At 62.7% G+C, this 17,636-nt stretch carries 16 protein-coding genes; 3 read left to right on the top strand and 13 right to left on the bottom strand.

The window, feature by feature from the left end:
* Positions 1-124 precede the first annotated feature (124 nt).
* On the top strand, positions 125-1,228 hold the full coding sequence (locus L9B60_RS06380; protein ID WP_249677335.1) for a glycerophosphodiester phosphodiesterase: 1,104 nt from the start codon (positions 125-127) through the stop codon (positions 1,226-1,228).
* A 77-nt stretch (positions 1,229-1,305) separates the two neighbouring features.
* On the opposite strand, the gene L9B60_RS06375 is transcribed toward L9B60_RS06380, so the two are convergent.
* From L9B60_RS06375 to L9B60_RS06365, 3 genes are read right to left on the bottom strand one after another with little or no spacing between them, the layout of a single operon-like run.
* The gene (locus L9B60_RS06375) at positions 1,306-1,692 is read right to left on the bottom strand and encodes a DNA polymerase III subunit chi (protein ID WP_249677334.1); all 387 of its coding nucleotides are present in this window, start codon (positions 1,690-1,692) and stop codon (positions 1,306-1,308) included.
* 7 nt (positions 1,693-1,699) lie between these two features.
* Positions 1,700-2,131, bottom strand: a complete 432-nt coding sequence (locus L9B60_RS06370; RefSeq protein WP_249677331.1) for a DNA polymerase III subunit chi — start codon at positions 2,129-2,131, stop codon at positions 1,700-1,702.
* A gap of 57 nt (positions 2,132-2,188) precedes the next feature.
* Positions 2,189-3,679 carry a leucyl aminopeptidase gene (locus L9B60_RS06365; RefSeq protein ID WP_249677330.1) on the bottom strand — a complete coding sequence of 497 codons (1,491 nt, stop codon included), beginning with the start codon at positions 3,677-3,679 and terminating at the stop codon, positions 2,189-2,191.
* A gap of 286 nt (positions 3,680-3,965) precedes the next feature.
* Between L9B60_RS06365 and lptF the strand changes: the two genes are divergently transcribed.
* Together lptF and lptG are read left to right on the top strand one after the other, a co-directional pair.
* Entirely contained in the window at positions 3,966-5,078 is a 1,113-nt protein-coding gene (lptF, locus tag L9B60_RS06360) for an LPS export ABC transporter permease LptF (protein WP_249677327.1), read from the top strand.
* Positions 5,071-6,132, top strand: coding sequence for an LPS export ABC transporter permease LptG (gene lptG / locus L9B60_RS06355; protein WP_249677325.1), 1,062 nt, complete (start codon positions 5,071-5,073; stop codon positions 6,130-6,132). The genes lptF and lptG overlap by 8 nt, the downstream gene beginning before the upstream one ends.
* A 55-nt stretch (positions 6,133-6,187) precedes the next feature.
* On the opposite strand, the gene L9B60_RS06350 is transcribed toward lptG, so the two are convergent.
* From L9B60_RS06350 to L9B60_RS06305, 10 genes are all read right to left on the bottom strand, one after another.
* A complete protein-coding gene (locus L9B60_RS06350; RefSeq protein WP_249677323.1) occupies positions 6,188-6,676 on the bottom strand; it encodes an RDD family protein in 489 nt (162 codons plus the stop codon).
* Between the two features lie 87 nt (positions 6,677-6,763).
* A complete protein-coding gene (locus L9B60_RS06345; protein ID WP_007253000.1) occupies positions 6,764-6,976 on the bottom strand; it encodes a cold-shock protein in 213 nt (70 codons plus the stop codon).
* A gap of 392 nt (positions 6,977-7,368) precedes the next feature.
* Positions 7,369-8,493: a glycine cleavage system aminomethyltransferase GcvT gene (gene gcvT, locus L9B60_RS06340; RefSeq protein WP_249677321.1), complete on the bottom strand. Its 1,125-nt coding sequence runs from the start codon at positions 8,491-8,493 to the stop codon at positions 7,369-7,371.
* Positions 8,494-8,517: 24 nt separating this feature from the next.
* Positions 8,518-9,894, bottom strand: a complete 1,377-nt coding sequence (locus tag L9B60_RS06335) for an L-serine ammonia-lyase (protein ID WP_249677319.1) — start codon at positions 9,892-9,894, stop codon at positions 8,518-8,520.
* A 136-nt stretch (positions 9,895-10,030) separates the two neighbouring features.
* Entirely contained in the window at positions 10,031-12,880 is a 2,850-nt protein-coding gene (gene gcvP / locus L9B60_RS06330) for an aminomethyl-transferring glycine dehydrogenase (protein WP_249677317.1), read from the bottom strand.
* Positions 12,881-12,888: 8 nt separating this feature from the next.
* Positions 12,889-13,266 (bottom strand): glycine cleavage system protein GcvH, encoded by a 378-nt coding sequence (gene gcvH, locus L9B60_RS06325; RefSeq protein WP_249677315.1) that lies wholly within the window; start codon positions 13,264-13,266, stop codon positions 12,889-12,891.
* Between the two features lie 274 nt (positions 13,267-13,540).
* Complete coding sequence (gcsR, locus tag L9B60_RS06320) at positions 13,541-15,049, bottom strand: transcriptional regulator GcsR (RefSeq protein WP_249677313.1); 1,509 nt, start codon at positions 15,047-15,049, stop codon at positions 13,541-13,543.
* Positions 15,050-15,200: 151 nt separating this feature from the next.
* Positions 15,201-15,563, bottom strand: coding sequence for a DUF5064 family protein (locus tag L9B60_RS06315; RefSeq protein WP_249677311.1), 363 nt, complete (start codon positions 15,561-15,563; stop codon positions 15,201-15,203).
* A 60-nt stretch (positions 15,564-15,623) separates the two neighbouring features.
* Positions 15,624-16,553, bottom strand: a complete 930-nt coding sequence (gene arcC, locus L9B60_RS06310) for a carbamate kinase (RefSeq protein WP_249677309.1) — start codon at positions 16,551-16,553, stop codon at positions 15,624-15,626.
* A 64-nt stretch (positions 16,554-16,617) separates the two neighbouring features.
* Complete coding sequence (locus tag L9B60_RS06305; RefSeq protein ID WP_249677307.1) at positions 16,618-17,628, bottom strand: ornithine carbamoyltransferase; 1,011 nt, start codon at positions 17,626-17,628, stop codon at positions 16,618-16,620.
* Between the last annotated feature and the right edge of the window lie 8 nt (positions 17,629-17,636).

Raw genomic sequence — 17,636 nt, 5'->3', positions numbered from 1 at the left:
GTAAGGTTTGCCTGGTTCGGTTTCAGGGCGCGACTTTACCACGGGAAACCGCGTTGTCATGTGCAGGGGCGACTATGCTGGTTTCGGTAAAACGCCGCGAGGCGTCACCTTTCAAGGAGCAAGCATGTTCGCCACCTGGAGCAAGACCCTTTACCTGGGCGCCCTGTTGATGGGCGCTGTAGCGTTGGACGCACAGGCCGACAGCCACCCTGGCGAGGCCTTGGCCAAGGTGGCCGGGGTGACCTGGCCGGCGGTCATCGCCCACCGTGGCGCCTCGTATGATGCGCCGGAGTCGACCCGGGCAGCCTATGTGCTGGCGCGCGAGTTGGGTGCCGATTACCTGGAGATGGACTTGCAGCGTACCCGTGATGGCGCCCTGGTCGCCCTGCACGACGTCAGCCTGTTGCGCACCACCGACGTGGCCAATAAATTCCCGCAGCGCCAGGACCAGCCGGTAAGCGAGTTCACCTTGGCTGAACTCAAGACCCTGGATGCTGGCAGCTGGTACAACAGCGCCAATGCGCCGCGCGCCCGCCCCACCTTTGCCGGCCTACAGATTCTGACCCTCGACGAGATCATCGACATCGCCGAGGCGAACCCCGCGCACAAGCCTGGGTTGTATATCGAGACCAAGGCGCCCTTGCTGTTTCCTGGCATCGAGCACGACCTCAAGGCCAAGCTTCAGGCCCGTGGCTGGGTGACGAGTGCCAATGGCGTCGCGGCCGGGCACCGACTGATTCTGCAAACGTTCGAGAAAAACAGCCTGCAACTGCTCGACAAGGAAATGCCAGCCGTACCCAAGGTGCTGCTGCTGTGGGTGGGGGCGGGCAGCATCGAACCCAAAAACCCTCAGACTTTCGCCCAGTCTGGCGCTACCAGCAGGGCTGCCTACTACGCCAGCCAAGCGCCCAAGGACCGGGCTGAGTTCGAGCGCTGGCTGGACTTTGCCAAGGCCAATGGTGCTGCCGGTACCGGGCCCTCGGCTGCGTTGACCGAAGGAGGGGACCAGAGCTACATGGACCTGGTGCAGCCGTGGATGAACAGCATGACCCACGACAAGGGGCTGTTCGTGCATGTGTACACGGTGGATGACCCGGTGGATTACCAGAAAGTGATGGCGGCGGGCGTGGACGGGATCTTTACCAATCGCGCCAGTGAACTGTTGAAGTTCTATGGGCGGGCGTCGAGCCAGTCAGTCGGTCAGATCTTGCAGGCACAGGGTTTCTGATCGAAGTCGGTGCCCCTTGGGGCCGCATCGTAGCCATCGGCAGCGGTTACGGGGCGGCAGTCAGGGGCTGCTGTTATTTATTGCTGGTTAAGCAGCCGCTCCATCCGCGCCTCAAGCCGGCGCTTGATCTCGGTTTCGATGTGCGGGGCAAAATCGTCGATCACGTCCTGCATGATCAGTTGTGCGGCGGCACGCAGTTCGCGGTCCAGGTGCAACAAAGTGTCCTGGCGGTTTTCAGCCGGCGTGGCAGCGACCGCAGGCTTGGGTGCTGGCGGCGGGGTAGGTGCCGGCGTTTGCGCCTTGGGTTCTTGCAACTGATCGAACAGCAGCGGTATTTGCTCCTCGCCACCGACGGTGTCGGTCAGCAGGGGTGGTTGCAGTGTGTCATCGCCGAGCAGCTTGCGGATCGATTCGAGGTCGTCCAGCAGGTGCGCGGATTTTGGCAGGGAATTGGGATTGTCCATCTTGAACTCAGAGTCGCTGTAAGCGGTGATCTTGCAGAGCATAGCCCTGTTCACGGTAGAAACGGAAACTCTCCCGTGCGGCCTGACGAATAGCGGGGTCTTCGACCACCACTTCGGCCACGCGGGCAAAACGCTGCACAAAGGCGGGAATCTTCAGGTCCAGGTTGACCAAAAGGTCTTGGTGCGAACCCGGCTCGGCGCTGCCGTGGCCCAAGGCAATCGGGCCGTCGGCGTCGTCTTCGACGGCGCTGTGGGGGATGAAGCTTTCACCCTTGAACTGCCACAGGCGTGCGTCCAGGTCGTCGCGTTGGGCGGCATCGCTGCAATGCAGGTAGATGCGGTGGCCCATGCGCCAGGCCTTTTCGGTCAGCTTGCAGGCAAAGTCCAGCCGAGCCGAAGGGTCGGCGCTGGGTAAAATGTAGAAATCGACTTTGGTCATGACTTTTCCACGTCTCCCGATGCGCCGGCAAGCCGGCGCACCGAGGGGCGTTCAGGTTCAAGCGTTGGCGCGGTCCAGCAAGTACTGGGTCAGCAGCGGCACGGGGCGGCCCGTGGCGCCCTTGTCTTTGCCGCCGCTCAGCCATGCGGTGCCGGCGATGTCCAGGTGGGCCCAGTCATATTGCTTGGCAAAGCGCGACAGGAAGCAGCCAGCGGTGATCGAGCCGCCTTTGGGGCCGCCAATGTTGGCGATGTCGGCAAACGGGCTGTCCAGTTGTTCCTGGTATTCGTCGAACAACGGCAGTTGCCAGGCGCGGTCGTCGGCCAGCTTGCCAGCACTGAGCAGTTGCTCGATCAGTGCGTCGTTGTTGCCCATCAAACCCGAGGTGTGGCCGCCCAGGGCGACGACGCAGGCGCCGGTCAGGGTGGCGATGTCGATCACCGCTTGCGGCTTGAAGCGTTCGGCGTAGGTGAGGGCGTCGCACAGTACCAGGCGGCCTTCGGCGTCGGTATTGAGGATTTCCACGGTCTGGCCGCTCATGGTGCTGACGATGTCGCCCGGGCGCGTGGCGTTGCCGCTTGGCATGTTCTCGGCGCAAGCCAGGATGCACACCAGGTTGATCGGCAGTTGCAGGTCGAGCACGGCACGCAGGGTGCCGAACACGCTGGCGGCGCCGCACATGTCGTACTTCATCTCGTCCATGCCGGCCGCAGGCTTGATGCTGATGCCGCCGGTATCGAAGGTAATGCCCTTGCCGACCAGCACGAACGGCTTCTCGGATTTCTTGCCGCCCTGGTAATTCATGACGATCAGGCGCGGTGGCTGCTCGCTGCCTTGGGCAACGGCCAGGAAGGCACCCATGCCCAGTTCCTTGAGCTTCTTCTCGTCGTGGATTTCAACCTTGAGGTTCTTGTTGGCCTTGCCCAGCGCCTTGGCTTCTTCAGCCAGATAGCTTGGGTGGCACAGGTTGGGCGGCATGTTGCCCAGGTCGCGGGTAAAGCGCATGCCGTTGGCGATGGCCTTGGCGTGGGCCACGGCGCGCTCGACGTCAGCGGAGTTGAGCTTGTCGGTCAACAGGGTGATTTTTTTCAGGGCGCGCGGTTCGGCCTTGGTGCTCTTGAACTGATCGAACACGTACTCGCCGTCCAGCAGGGTTTCGGCCAGCAGGCGAGCCTTGCCGTAGGCGGCGCGGTTTTTCACCGTCAGTTCTTCCAACGCCAGCACCGCATCACTGCCGCCCAGGCCCTTGAGCACGTTGAGCACGCCGGCGGCCAGTTTGCGCCACGGGCGGTCGCCAAGCTCGGTGTCTTTGCCGGTGCCTACCAGCAGTACGCGTTCGGCCTTGAGGTTGGGCACGCTGTGCAGCAGCAACGTCTGGCCAGCCTTGCCGGACAGGTCGCCGCGCTTGAGCACGGCGGTCAGGGCGCCGCCGCTGACGTCGTCGATTTTCTGCGCCACGGTGCCCAGTTTGCGCCCTTCGCCGACCGCGATCACCAGGGTGGCGGTTTTCAGGCTTTCAGCGGTTACGCTTTTTACAACCAATTCCATTTATCGGATCCCCGAGTGAACTGTCAGTTTTCGCAGAGTCTATGCTGTGCGAGGCGTGCATGCCGGTCATGCCAAAGTCCCCAGTTTGAGCCCAGCCGGCCGGCGCTGACAACCCTTGAGCGCAGCTTTGCGCGCTCGCATGCGTACACGAAGTGACAGGGCGGGCCAATCACAGGATAATGCGCCGACTTTTTCGGTGGTTCGCCCTGTGCGTGCCGGTCACTGTCGTGGCAACTTGTGTTTTCCTTGTTCGGCCCCCGAGCCTGACAACCCTGGAGTGTCTGGTTTGATCGTCTTCCGTTATCTGTCCCGTGAGGTCATGCTCACCCTCAGCGCGGTGAGTGCCGTGCTGCTGGTGATTATCATGAGCGGGCGCTTCATCAAATACCTGGCACAGGCCGCTTCCGGCGCCCTGGACCCTGGCGTGCTGTTCCTGATCATGGGCTACCGTCTGCCAGGCTTCCTGCAACTGATCCTGCCCCTGGGGCTGTTTCTGGGCATCCTGCTGGCCTATGGCCGGTTGTACCTGGAAAGCGAAATGACCGTGCTCGCCGCCACCGGCATGAGCCAGCAACGCCTGCTGGCCATGACGATGTTCCCGGCCGCCGTGGTGGCGTTGCTGGTCACCTGGCTTAGCTTGAGCCTGGCCCCGCTGGGCGCCGCGCAGTTTTCCCTGCTGATCAACCAGCAAGACGCCATGACCGAGTTCGACACCCTGGTACCAGGGCGCTTCCAGGCGCTGCGTGACGGCACCCGCGTGACCTACACCGAAACCCTGTCTGACGACCGGGTCAATCTGGGCGGTGTGTTCATTTCCGAGAAGCGCCTGTCGAGCGACCAGAAGGACCGCGGCATTTCCGTACTGGTGGCCGACAAAGGCCGTCAGGAAGTGCGCCCCGATGGCAGCCGCTACCTGATCCTGGACAACGGCTACCGTTATGACGGTAACCCGGGCATGGCCGATTACCGTGCCATCAAGTACGACACCTACGGCGTGATGCTGCCCAAACCCGAAGTCAGCCAGGAGGTCAGCGATCGCGATGCGATCCCGACCCTGAAGCTGATCGACGGTGAGGTCAAGGACGCCGCCGAGTTGCAGTGGCGCCTGTCCCTGCCGCTGCTGGTGTTCATCGTCACCCTGATGGCGGTGCCGCTTTCGCGGGTCAACCCGCGCCAGGGCCGTTTCCTCAAGTTGCTACCGGCGATTCTTCTGTATATGGCGTATCTGACGATCCTGGTGGCCGCCCGCGGCGCTCTGGAAAAAGGCAAGATCCCGGCAAGCCTGGGCTTGTGGTGGGTGCATGTAATCTTCCTGGTGATCGGCCTTGGCTTGATGTACTGGGAGCCGCTGCGCCTGAACATGGCCAGCCGCCGTGCCCAGGAGGTGACCCGTGGTTAAGCTCGACCGGTACATCGGCCGCAGTGTCTTCGTGGCGATCCTGGCGGTACTGGGGATTATCCTCGGGCTGGCCTCGCTGTTCGCGTTCATCGACGAGATGGGCGATATCAGTGACACCTACACCTTGCTCGACGCCGGGCGCTTCGTCCTGCTCACGGCCCCGCGGCGTGTCTATGACATGCTGCCGATGGCCGCGCTGATCGGTTGCCTGATTGGCCTGGGCAGCCTGGCCAGCAGCAGCGAACTGACCATCATGCGTGCCGCCGGCGTGTCCATCGCCCGGATCGTCTGGGCGGTGATGAAGCCCATGCTGGTGCTGATGATCGCCGGCGTGCTGGTGGGCGAGTACGTGGCCCCGGTTACCGAAAGCACCGCCCAGGCCGAGCGTGCGCTGGCCCAAGGCAGTGGCGATGCGCAAAGCTCGCGCCACGGCCTGTGGCATCGCGAAGGTCAGGAGTACATTCACATCAACGCCGTGCAGCCCAATGGCTTGCTATACGGTGTGACGCGCTACCACTTCGACGACCAGCGCCATATGCAAAGCGCCAGTTTCGCCAAGAACGCCCAATACGACAGTGGCCACTGGAACCTTACCGAGGTCACCACCACGCTGTTCCATGGCGACAGCACCGAAGTGGTCAACGAGCCGCAGGTGCGCTGGGACGTCAGCCTGACGCCGCAACTGCTCAGCACGGTGGTGATGGAGCCCGAGTCGCTGTCGATCACCGGCCTTTGGAGCTACATCCATTACCTGGCGGACCAGGGCCTGAACAACGCGCGTTACTGGCTGGCGTTCTGGACCAAGGTGATGCAACCGCTGGTGACGGCGGCGCTGGTACTGATGGCGATTTCCTTCATCTTCGGCCCGCTGCGTTCAGTAACGCTGGGCCAGCGGGTGTTCACGGGTGTACTGGTGGGCTTTACCTTCCGCATCATCCAGGACCTGCTGGGGCCTTCCAGCCAAGTGTTCGGCTTCCCACCGCTGTTGGCGGTGGTGATCCCGGCGGGCATCTGCGCCCTGGCCGGGGTATGGCTGCTGCGCCGAGCGGGTTGATGGCCACACGCTGAAAAAAACCGACCTCAGGGTCGGTTTTTTTATGGGCGGCGTATCAGGTTTTCTTCTTCGGCAGGCGCACCACCTGGGTCTCGGAGTAGCGGTCGTGCCAACTGCGTTTGCGCTCGTCCACCAGCACCCACCAAAAGCCTGCGCCAACGCACAGCCACGAGCCGATCGATACCACGAAGCGCAACAAGGCCTGCCACAGGTTGATCGCGCTGCCATCGGCATTTTGCACGCGTATGCCCCATACCTGCATACCCAGGGTCTGCCCGGCATGGGTCCAGAACTTGGCGAAAAAGCCGAACAGCACAAATAGCAGCAACGTGGACAGGAAGGGATCGCCGTCCAGCTTGCCAGCCTCGGACAGGGCGCGCAGGCGTGCTTCGCCGATAAACGCCATCATGATCAGCTTGTACACCAGCGTGGTCACCATGAGCAGCGCCAGGCACAGCCAAAAGTCATAGAACATGGCCGCCAACCGGCGACCGAGCCCGGCAGCGGGGAAGTCGCCCTGGGGGCGCAGCATTTGCTTGGGCATGGCGTGGTGCTCCTTGCTCACGGGTAACAGGCGGGTACAAAAAAGCCCCTGCTGTTGCCAGCAGAGGCTCTTTCATACGGAGACGAATCAGCCTTCGGCTTGAACTTCGTCAGCCTGCAGGCCCTTCTGGCCTTGCACGGAAACGAAGGTCACTTTCTGGCCTTCTTTCAGGCTCTTGAAGCCGTTACCCTGGATAGCGCGGAAATGTACGAACAGATCCGGACCGCTTTCTGGAGTGATAAAACCAAAACCTTTCTCGTCGTTAAACCACTTGACGGTACCGCTCTGACGTTCAGCCATTTTCTTATTTCCTTGGAACTTGAATTAATGACAGCTTCTTTCACATGAAAGAGTACTGGGCTGGATTGCAGGAAAGTAAGAGACGCAGAACGGGTTGTAGCAAATCTCGGCGCTACTGCCCAGGTCACGATCCAAAGCGACCCATGCAAACACAGTGAAGAAACTCTACGCTAACTTCGCCCGCAAAAACAAGCCCTGCGAAGCGCCCATTGGTTACCTTTTTCCACTTGCCCTGTAAGTCAGGCCAGCCAAGGCTTACAGCCCTGCACTCAAGGTATTTCGGAATGTTATAAAGCCTGTTCGATTTCGAATAGAGCAGCGCTGATTTCGTCGACCGATTGATATGAAATACTGTATCAATTCAATCGACAAAAACCGCTGGGTGAATCGGATCAGCCGCGATAGTAGCGCTGTGCTACGAACGGCATCTTGCTGACTTTCATGGCAACTTTCTTGCCGCGAACGATGGCCCACACTGGCGTATCGATCGCGATATGCGCCGCATCGACATAACCCATGGCCACCGGGGCTGCGAGTGTCGGGCCGAAGCCGCCGCTGCAGACGGTGCCGATGACGGTGCCGGCCTCGTCGACGATTTCGGCGCCTTCGCGCACTGGCGTACGTTCTTGAGGCAACAAACCAACCCGCTTGCGCGCCACGCCCTGCTGTTGTTGGGCAAAGACCTGGGCGGCACCCGGGAAGCCGCCGGCACGCGCACCATCGGCGCGGCGTGCCTTGGAGACCGCCCACAGCAGGCTGGCCTCGATTGGCGTGGTGTGTTCGTTCATGTCGTGGCCGTACAGGCACAGGCCCGCTTCCAGGCGCAGGGAGTCCCGTGCGCCGAGGCCGATGGCCGCGACTTCAGGCTCGGCCAGCAGTGCGCGGGCCAAGGCCTCGGCGTGGGCCGCAGGCACCGAGATTTCAAAACCATCTTCGCCGGTGTAGCCCGAGCGGCTCACGTAGCAGTCCACGCCCAGCAACTGCACGGGGGCGAACTGCATGAAGGTCATCTGGGCAACGTGCGGTGCCAGGCGCGCCAGTACCGTGACGGCGGCCGGGCCTTGCAGGGCCAGCAGGGCGCGCTCCTCGAACAGCGGCTCGACGCGGCAACGCTCGCCCAGGTGCGCCTTGAGGTGCGCCAGGTCCTGGTCCTTGCAGGCGGCGTTGACCACCAGGAACAGTTCGTCGTTGCCCAGGTTGGCAACCATCAAGTCGTCGAGGATGCCGCCGTGCGCGTTAGTGAACATGGCGTAGCGCTGCATGCCCACCGGCAGGTCGATGATGTCGACCGGCACCAGGGTTTCCAGGGCTGCGGCGGCATCGCTGCCCACCAGGCGAATCTGACCCATGTGCGACACGTCGAACAGGCCTGCCAGTTCGCGAGTGTGCAGGTGTTCCTTCATCACGCCCAGCGGGTATTGCACGGGCATGTCGAAGCCGGCGAAGGGCACCATGCGCGCGCCCAGTTCCAGGTGCAGGGCGTGCAGCGGGGTGTGTTGCAGGGTTTCAGTGGACATTGGTGGCTCCTAAAATTGGATGGGTCAACATTCGATGATGTTGACGGCCAGACCGCCGCGGGCGGTCTCCTTGTATTTGCTTTTCATGTCGGCGCCGGTCTGGCGCATGGTGCGGATCACCTTGTCCAGCGAGACGAAGTGCTGGCCGTCGCCACGCAGGGCCATGCGCACCGCGTTGATGGCTTTTACCGAACCCATGGCGTTGCGTTCGATGCAGGGCACCTGCACCAGGCCGCCGATGGGGTCGCAGGTCAGCCCCAGGTTGTGCTCCATGCCGATCTCGGCGGCGTTCTCGACCTGTTGCACGCTGCCGCCCAACACCTCGCACAAGGCGCCGGCCGCCATGGAACAGGCCACGCCGACTTCACCCTGGCAGCCGACCTCGGCACCCGAGATGGAGGCGTTTTCCTTGTACAGAATGCCGATGGCAGCGGCCGTCAGCATGAACCGCACCACGCCGTCTTCACTGGCGCCGGGTATAAAGCGCATGTAGTAGTGAAGCACCGCCGGCACGATGCCAGCGGCACCGTTGGTGGGCGCCGTGACCACCCGCCCGCCCGAGGCGTTTTCCTCGTTCACGGCCAGGGCGTACAGGTTGACCCAATCGAGCACCGACAGCGCATCGCGCAAGGCGGCCTCCGGGTGCTGGCACAGTTGCCGATGCAGGGCGGCCGCACGGCGCTTGACCTTCAGGCCGCCGGGCAGGATGCCTTCGTTGCGGCAACCGGCTTCGACGCAGTCCTGCATCACCTGCCAGATTTTCAGCAGGCCACTGCGGGTTTCGGCTTCGGGGCGCCAGGCGCCTTCGTTGGCCAGCATCACCTGGCTGATCGACAAGTGCTGCTCGGTGCAGTGGGCCAGCAACGCCTTGGCGCTTTTGAACGGGAAGGGCAGCACCGTGCTGTCCTCGACAATGCGGTCGGCGCCGGCGGCATCTTCATCCACCACGAAGCCGCCACCCACCGAGTAATACTCGCGGCTGCGGATTTGCAGGCCGGCGGCGTCCAGGGCGCGAAAAATCATGCCGTTGGGGTGGTAGGCCAGCGGTTTGCGGATCATCGCCAAATGCTGCTTTTCGATGAAGGCGATGGCGTGCTCGCCCAGCAGGTTGATCTGCCCGCTGCCGCGAATCGCCTGCAGGCGCTCGTTGACCGAGGCCGTGTCGACGGTGTCCGGGTGTTCGCCTTCCAGGCCCAGCAACACGGCCTTGTCGCTGCCGTGGCCTTTGCCGGTGGCACCCAGCGAGCCGTAAAGCTCCACCTTGACGCTGGCGGTGCTGGTTAACAGCCCATCGCGCTTGAGCCCTTCGACAAAGCGTGCAGCTGCGCGCATCGGCCCTACCGTGTGGGAGCTGGAGGGGCCGATACCGATCTTGAACAGGTCGAAAACGCTGAGGGACATGAAGCGGCTCCCTATGGAGACATAATTTCAGCCAAAACCACGGTGCGGTGTTCGCGGATGCTCCTACACGGGTATACAAGTCCCATAGGAGCATCCGCCCAGCAAACACCGCACATATCCGGCCAAGCCGCGAGGCTTAGCTTTCCTGGTAAGCCTCGATCGACGGGCAGGCGCACACCAGGTTGCGGTCGCCGAACACGTTGTCCACACGCCCGACCGGCGGCCAGTACTTGCTTTCCACCAGCGAGGCCAGCGGGTACACCGCCTGTTCGCGGCTGTAGGCGTGGGCCCATTCACCGACCAGCTCGGCCGCCGTATGGGGTGCATTTTTCAGCGGGTTATCGTCCTTGTCCAAGGTGCCCGCTTCCACTGCACGGATCTCTTCGCGAATCTGGATCATGGCATTGATGAAGCGGTCCAGTTCTTCCTTGGATTCGCTTTCGGTCGGCTCGATCATCAGCGTGCCCGCCACCGGGAACGACATGGTCGGGGCATGGAAACCGAAATCGATCAGGCGCTTGGCCACGTCATCGACGCTGATGCCGCTGGTTTCTTTCAACGGGCGCAGGTCCAGGATGCATTCGTGGGCCACCAGGCCATTGCTGCCGGAGTACAGCACAGGATAGTGCTCTTCCAGGCGGCGCGAGATGTAGTTGGCGTTCAAAATGGCCAATTGCGACGCGCGCTTGAGGCCGGCGCCACCCATCATGCGGATATACATCCAGGTGATCGGCAGGATGCTGGCACTGCCGTACGGGGCGGCGCACACCGCGCCTTGCTTGCGGTCCATCTGGCCGTGGCCTGGCAGGAACGGTGCCAGGTGCGATTTAACCCCGATCGGGCCGACGCCCGGGCCACCACCGCCGTGGGGGATGCAAAAGGTCTTGTGCAGGTTGAGGTGCGAGACGTCGCCGCCGAACTTGCCCGGTGCGCACAGGCCGACCATGGCGTTCATGTTGGCGCCGTCGATGTACACCTGGCCGCCGTTGTCGTGCACGATCGCGCAGATCTCGCGAATGCCTTCCTCGAACACGCCGTGGGTGGACGGGTAGGTGATCATCAGCGCGGCCAAATGCTCGCGGTGCTCCAGAGCCTTGGCGCGCAGGTCGTCGATGTCGACGTTGCCGCGGGTATCGCAGGCCGTGACGACCACGCGCATGCCAGCCATGTGCGCGGTAGCCGGGTTGGTGCCGTGGGCCGACGAGGGGATCAGGCAGATGTCGCGGCGCTCATCGCCACGGCTCTGGTGGTAGGCGCGAATGGCCAGCAGGCCCGCGTATTCACCCTGGGAGCCGGCGTTTGGTTGCAGCGACACGGCATCGTAGCCGGTGGCGGCGCAGAGCATGGCTTCCAGTTCGTCGGTCAGTTGTTTGTAGCCCTGGCTTTGCTCGGCTGGTGCGAAGGGGTGCAGGCTGCCGAACTCCGGCCACGTGATCGGGATCATCTCGCTGGCGGCGTTGAGCTTCATGGTGCACGAGCCCAGCGGGATCATGGTGCGGTCCAGCGCCAGGTCCTTGTCGGCCAGTTTGCGCAGGTAGCGCATCAGCTCGGTTTCGGAGTGGTAGCGGTTGAACACCGGGTGCGTCAGGAGCGCCGATTGGCGCAGCAGGGCGGCCGGCAGGCGGCTTTGGACGGTAGCGGCAAGGCTTGCGAACGAGGGCTGCACGCCGCCGAACAGGGCCCACAAGGCTTCGACGTCAGCCTGGCGGCTGGTTTCGTCCAGGGACAGGCCCAGGCGCAGGTCATCCACCACCCGCAGGTTGATCCCGGCGGCGTGGGCCTTGGCGTGCAACTCGGCGGTGGCGCTGCCGGTGGCAAGGGTCAGGGTGTCGAAAAAGTATTCCTGCTCTACCGCGACGCCCTGGGCGACCAGGCCCTGGGCCAGGATGGCGGTCAACTGGTGGGTACGCTGGGCGATTTGTTTCAGGCCCACCGGGCCATGGTAAACGGCGTACATGCTGGCGATGTTGGCCAGCAGCACCTGCGCGGTGCAGATGTTGCTGGTGGCCTTCTCGCGGCGGATATGCTGCTCGCGGGTTTGCATGGCCAGGCGCAGGGCCGGTTTGCCGAAGCGATCGACGGACATGCCGACCAGGCGGCCCGGCATGTCGCGTTTGTACGCATCACGGGTGGCAAAGTAGGCAGCGTGCGGGCCACCGAAACCCAGTGGCACGCCAAAGCGCTGGGCGCTGCCGATGGCCACGTCGGCCCCGAATTCGCCCGGGGCCGCCAACAGTGTCAGGGCCAGCAGGTCAGCGGCCACGGCCACCAGGGCGTTCACGCCGTGGAAGCGCTCGACCAGCTCACGGTAATCGAACAGGTCGCCGTTGGTGGCCGGGTATTGCAGCAGCGCGCCGAAGTAGTCGCTGACGTCGCCCAACTCGCGCTCGTCTTCCACGACTACGGTGATGCCCAGCGGCTCGGCACGGGTACGCAGCACGTCCAGGGTTTGCGGGTGGCAGTGGCTGGAGGCGAAAAAGCGGTGGCTGCCCTTGTTCTTGCTCAGGCGCTTGCAGAAGGTCATGGCCTCGGCAGCCGCGGTGGCTTCGTCCAGCAAGGAGGAGTTGGAGATCGGCAAGCCGGTCAGGTCGCTGATCAGGGTCTGGTAGTTGAGCAGCGACTCCAGGCGGCCCTGGGAGATTTCTGGCTGGTACGGCGTGTAGGCGGTGTACCAGGCTGGGTTTTCCAGCAGGTTGCGCAGGATCGGTGCCGGGGTGTGGCAGTTGTAGTAGCCCTGGCCGATGTAGGTCTTGAACAACTGGTTTTTGCCGGCGATGGCTTTGATGGCCGCCAACGCTTCGGCTTCACCCTGGCCTTCGCCCATGTCGAGCACGCTGGTGCCCTTGATGCTTTCCGGGATCACGCTGGCGCTCAGCGCCTCCAGGCTGTCGAAGCCCAGGGCCTGCAACATGGCGGCTTCGTCTGCCTGGCGCGGGCCAATGTGGCGGGCGATGAATTCGTTCTGGGTGTTCAGGGAAGTAGTCATGGCGGGTCTCAACCTTCGGCGCTGATCAGGTTGTCGTAAGCCTGCTGGTCAAGCAGGGCATCGATCTGGCTGGCGTCGGCCGGGACGAAGCGGAAGAACCAGCCGGCGCCCAAGGCATCTTCGTTGACCAATTCCGGCTCACCGTCGAGCGCGCTGTTCACTTCGACCACTTCGCCGTCTATTGGCATGGTGATGCTGCTGGCGGCCTTCACCGATTCCAGGACCGAGACTTCGGCGTCCTTGGCGTAGGTGGCCAGGTCAGGTAGCTGTACGAATACCACGTCACCCAGGGCGTTCTGAGCGAACGGGGTGATGCCAACCGTGACGCTGCCGTCAGCCTCAACGCGCAGCCATTCGTGTTCGACGGTAAAACGCAATTCGCTCATGGAAACTCCTCAGGTCGGCCAGATTACGGCTGGCACATCAATACAGGTGCTCGGGGCATACCGAGCGAGTCTGAGGGAGTACATAGCAAGTTTACTGCCAACCTGCTTTTAGCCTTTAAAATCAGGGGATTGGCGTGTTTTTGGGTCGATTGGCTGTAGCGAAATCGCTACAGCCTGGGGCGGGTAAAAAAGCCTACGGGGATCAGAGCCTTGTACTGCGGGCTTGTGCTTGCTTCGTACTGAAATCATTACGCTGTACTGTTTTCAGTACGGCTCAAGGTTTCCCGGGAATGCCGTACTTGCGCAGGCGATTGGCGATGGCCGTGTGGGACGTTTGCAAACGGCTGGCCAATTGACGACTGGAGGGGTAATTCACGTAGAGTTTTTCCAGCAGGCCTTTCTCGAAATCATCCACGGCCTGTTCCAGGCTGGCGACTTCGCCGTCGCTTTGGCGCGCCACGGAGGTGCCGGCGATATCCAGGTCACCAATGTCCACCAACGTGCTTTCACAGATCGCCGCCGCGCGGAAAATCACGTTTTGCAATTGCCGGACGTTGCCAGGCCAGCGGTTGCCCAGCAGGGCGGGGTAGGTGCCCGGTGCCAGGCGGCAGATGGGCCGCTGGATCTGCGCGCAGGCGTGCTGCATGAACGCCCGGGCCAGCAGCAGGATGTCCTGGCCACGCTCGCGCAGCGGCGGTACTTCCAGGTTCAGCACGTTGAGGCGGTAAAACAGGTCTTCGCGGAAGGTACCCTCGTTGACCATCTTCTCGAGGTTACGGTGGGTGGCGCTGAGGATACGCACGTTGACCTTGACCTCGCGGTCGCCCCCCACCCGGCGGAAGCTGCCGTCGTTGAGAAAGCGCAGCAGCTTGGCCTGCAAGTACGGCGACATCTCGCCGATTTCGTCGAGGAATACCGTGCCTTGGTGCGCCAGCTCCATGAGCCCGGGCTTGCCGCCGCGCTGGGCACCGGTAAATGCCCCCGGCGCGTAGCCGAACAGTTCGCTCTCAGCGAGGTTTTCCGGCAGGGCCGCGCAGTTCAGCGCCAGGAAAGGCGAGCTGTGCCGCGCGCTGATGGCGTGGCAGGCACGGGCCACCAATTCTTTGCCGGTGCCGGTTTCACCCTGAATCAGCAACGGTGCGTCGAGTGCCGCCACCCGTTGGGCGCGGGCCTTGAGGGTGCGGATGGGGGGGGAATCGCCCAGCAGCGAGTCAAAGCCCTCGGCATGGTCGTGGTGCAGCGCCGCCAGCCGCTCACCGATGCGGTTGGGTGGGTACAGCGTCAGCAGTGCGCCAGCATCGGTGATGGGGGTGGCATCGAGCAACAGCGTCTCGCCATTGAGGGTGACCTCGCGCAGCGGCAGGCGAAAGCCATGCTCCAACAGTGCAGCCAACAAGGCTTCGTCACCGAACACCTCGGCTACCGACTCGCCCGTGGGTTCGCGGCCGAACAAGCTGATCAGCGCCGGGTTGGCCAGCAACACATGGCCGGCGCTGTCCAGGGCCAACACCGGGTCGGTCATCGCCGCCAACAGGGCATCCAGTTGCAAGTGCCGGCGCTGGCCGGGCAGGATGTCCACCACGTTCACCGCCTGTACCCCGCGCACGCTCAGCAACGCGTCGCTCAGTTCCTCCAGCACCTGCGGGCTCAAGGTGGGCGCATCGATGTACACGTTGGGCGGCACCATCTCCACCGCATCCAGGTTGAGATTGCGAGCGCCGAGCAGGGCCAGCACTTCCTGGGTAATGCCGACTCGGTCGATGAAACTGACGTGGATGCGCATGGGGCCGTGACAAGTTCTGCTGGACAGGGGCGGCTAGTATGCCTTGCCAAGGCGCCTGTAGGAGCGGATTGATCCGCGAAAAAGGCGCCGTGCTGTTTCAGCTAAACCGTGTCTTGATATTCGCGGATCAATCCGCTCCTTAAGTGCTGGGCTACTCGAGATGTTCAGGCGCCACGCAGTCACCGCTCTTGGCGCCGATCTGCTCGCGAATGTGCTCGAACATGGCGTCATATTGCTTGTGCATCGACAAGGACAGCACGCCAGTGGTGGGCAGGCCATGCTTGCGCGCGATGTGGTCGGCGCTGCTGGCGAAGTTGTACCACTCGTCCTTGCCCAGTTCGAATTCGTCCTGGAAGGTTTGGTCGTTGACGTGCCCGTCCATCTTGAAGTGCACGTATTTGCCCCGGCTGGCATCGTGGAGCACTTCGTACTTGAGTTCGATTTCGTAGCCAAAATCGTCGGGTTGCAGGGCTACACGCTGGATGTGCAAGCGACCGGGTTCGAACAAGGCCATGGGGGTACTCCTCGAAGTGGAATATGCAGGGTAGACCCTTGGGCCTACCCTGCGGTTCGACTAAAGATAGGTGATGCCCGCTTTGGCGGTGCTGATACGCGTGCCAGCGGTGCCTTGGACGATGGCGTCGATGTCGGCCAGCGAACCAATCACCGCGACCTTGCCGGTGTTGCGCGCGAACTCGCAGGCTGCCTGTACTTTAGGCCCCATGGAGCCGGCGGCAAAGCCGAGTTTTTCCATCTCGTCGGGGTGGGCGTGGGCGATGCCCTTCTGGCTGGGCTTGCCCCAGTCGATGAAGGCGGCGTTGACGTCGGTGGCGATCACCAGCAAGTCGGCGTCCAACTGCTCGGCCAGCAATGAAGAGCACAGGTCTTTGTCAATCACTGCCTCCACGCCTTTGAGTTTGCGGTTCTCATCGTACAGCGTGGGGATACCACCGCCGCCGGCGCAGATCACGATGCTGCCTTTTTCCAGCAACCACTTGATCGGGCGGATCTCGAAAATGCGCTTGGGCCTGGGGCTGGCGACCACGCGGCGGAACTTGTCGCCGTCGGGGGCGATGCTCCAGCCTTTCTCCTTGGCCAGGCGTTCGGCTTCATCCTTGCCGTAGACCGGGCCGATGGGTTTGGTCGGGTTTTTGAAGGCCGGGTCATTGCCGTCCACTTCTACTTGGGTCAGCAGGGTGGCGAACGGCACCTCGAAGTCCAGCAGATTGCCCAGTTCCTGTTCGATCATGTAGCCGATCATGCCTTCGGTTTCGGCGCCCAATACATCGAGCGGGTAAGGCGTGACCGAGGTGTAGGCCGCCGCTTGCAGCGACAGCAGGCCTACTTGCGGGCCATTGCCGTGGGCCACCACCAGTTCATTGCCGGGGGCAATCTTGGCAATTTGTTCGGTGGCGATACGGATGTTGGCGCGCTGGTTGTCGGCGGTCATGGGTTCGCCACGACGCAAAAGGGCGTTCCCGCCCAGTGCAACGACGATACGCATGGTGTTCTCCCTGTGTTGCGCAGGTGGGGCGCGGCGGGTCGCCGCGCCCCTATCCGGGGTGGGGTTACAGATCGGCCAGGGTCGACACCAGGATGGCCTTGATGGTGTGCATGCGGTTTTCCGCTTGCTCGAAGGCGATGCAAGCCGGGCTTTCGAACACGTCATCGGTCACTTCGATGCCGTTTTTCAGGTGCGGATACTGCTCGGCAATCTGTTTGCCGACCTTGGTTTCCGAGTTATGGAAGGCCGGCAGGCAGTGCATGAACTTGGTCCGCGGGTTGCCGGTGGACTTCATCAGGTCGGCGTTTACCTGGTAGGCCAGCAGTTGGTTGATGCGCTCGCCCCAGGCTTCGACGGGCTCGCCCATGGACACCCACACGTCGGTGTGCACGAAGTCCACGCCCTTGACCGCCGCTTTCGGGTCTTCGGTGAGGGTGATACGTGCACCGCTTTCCTCGGCGTACGCTTTGCAACGCGCCACCAGGTCGTCGTGTGGCCACAGCGCCTTGGGGGCTGCGATGCGCACGTCCATGCCCAGCTTGGCGCCGATCAACAGCAGCGAATTGCCCATGTTGTTGCGGGCATCGCCCAGGTAGGCGTAGCTGATGTCGTGCAGCGGCTTGTCGCTGTGCTCGCGCATGGTCAGCACGTCGGCGATCATCTGGGTGGGGTGGTACTCATCGGTCAGGCCGTTGAACACCGGCACGCCGGCAAATTTGGCCAGTTCTTCGACGATTTCCTGCTTGAAGCCGCGGTACTCGATGGCGTTGTACATGCGCCCCAGCACGCGGGCGGTGTCTTTCATGCTCTCTTTGTGGCCGATTTGCGAAGAGTTGGGGTCGATGTAGGTGACATTCGCCCCTTGGTCGTACGCCGCCACTTCAAAGGCGCAGCGGGTACGGGTCGAGGTTTTCTCAAAGATCAGCGCAATGTTCTTGCCTTTGAGGTGCTGCTGTTCGGTGCCGGTGTACTTGGCACGTTTCAGGTCGCGGGACAGGTCCAGCAGGTAACGCAATTCGCGCGTGGTGTGGTGCTCCAGGCTGAGCAAATTACGGTTACGAATGTTGAAAGCCATGATGGGTC

It is taken from the genome of Pseudomonas abieticivorans, assembly GCF_023509015.1.
In the GTDB taxonomy this organism is placed as follows: Bacteria; Pseudomonadota; Gammaproteobacteria; order Pseudomonadales; family Pseudomonadaceae; genus Aquipseudomonas; species Aquipseudomonas abieticivorans.
The sequence above is the reverse complement of the archived record's forward strand: the minus strand, read 5'-3'. Positions and strand labels throughout refer to the sequence as shown.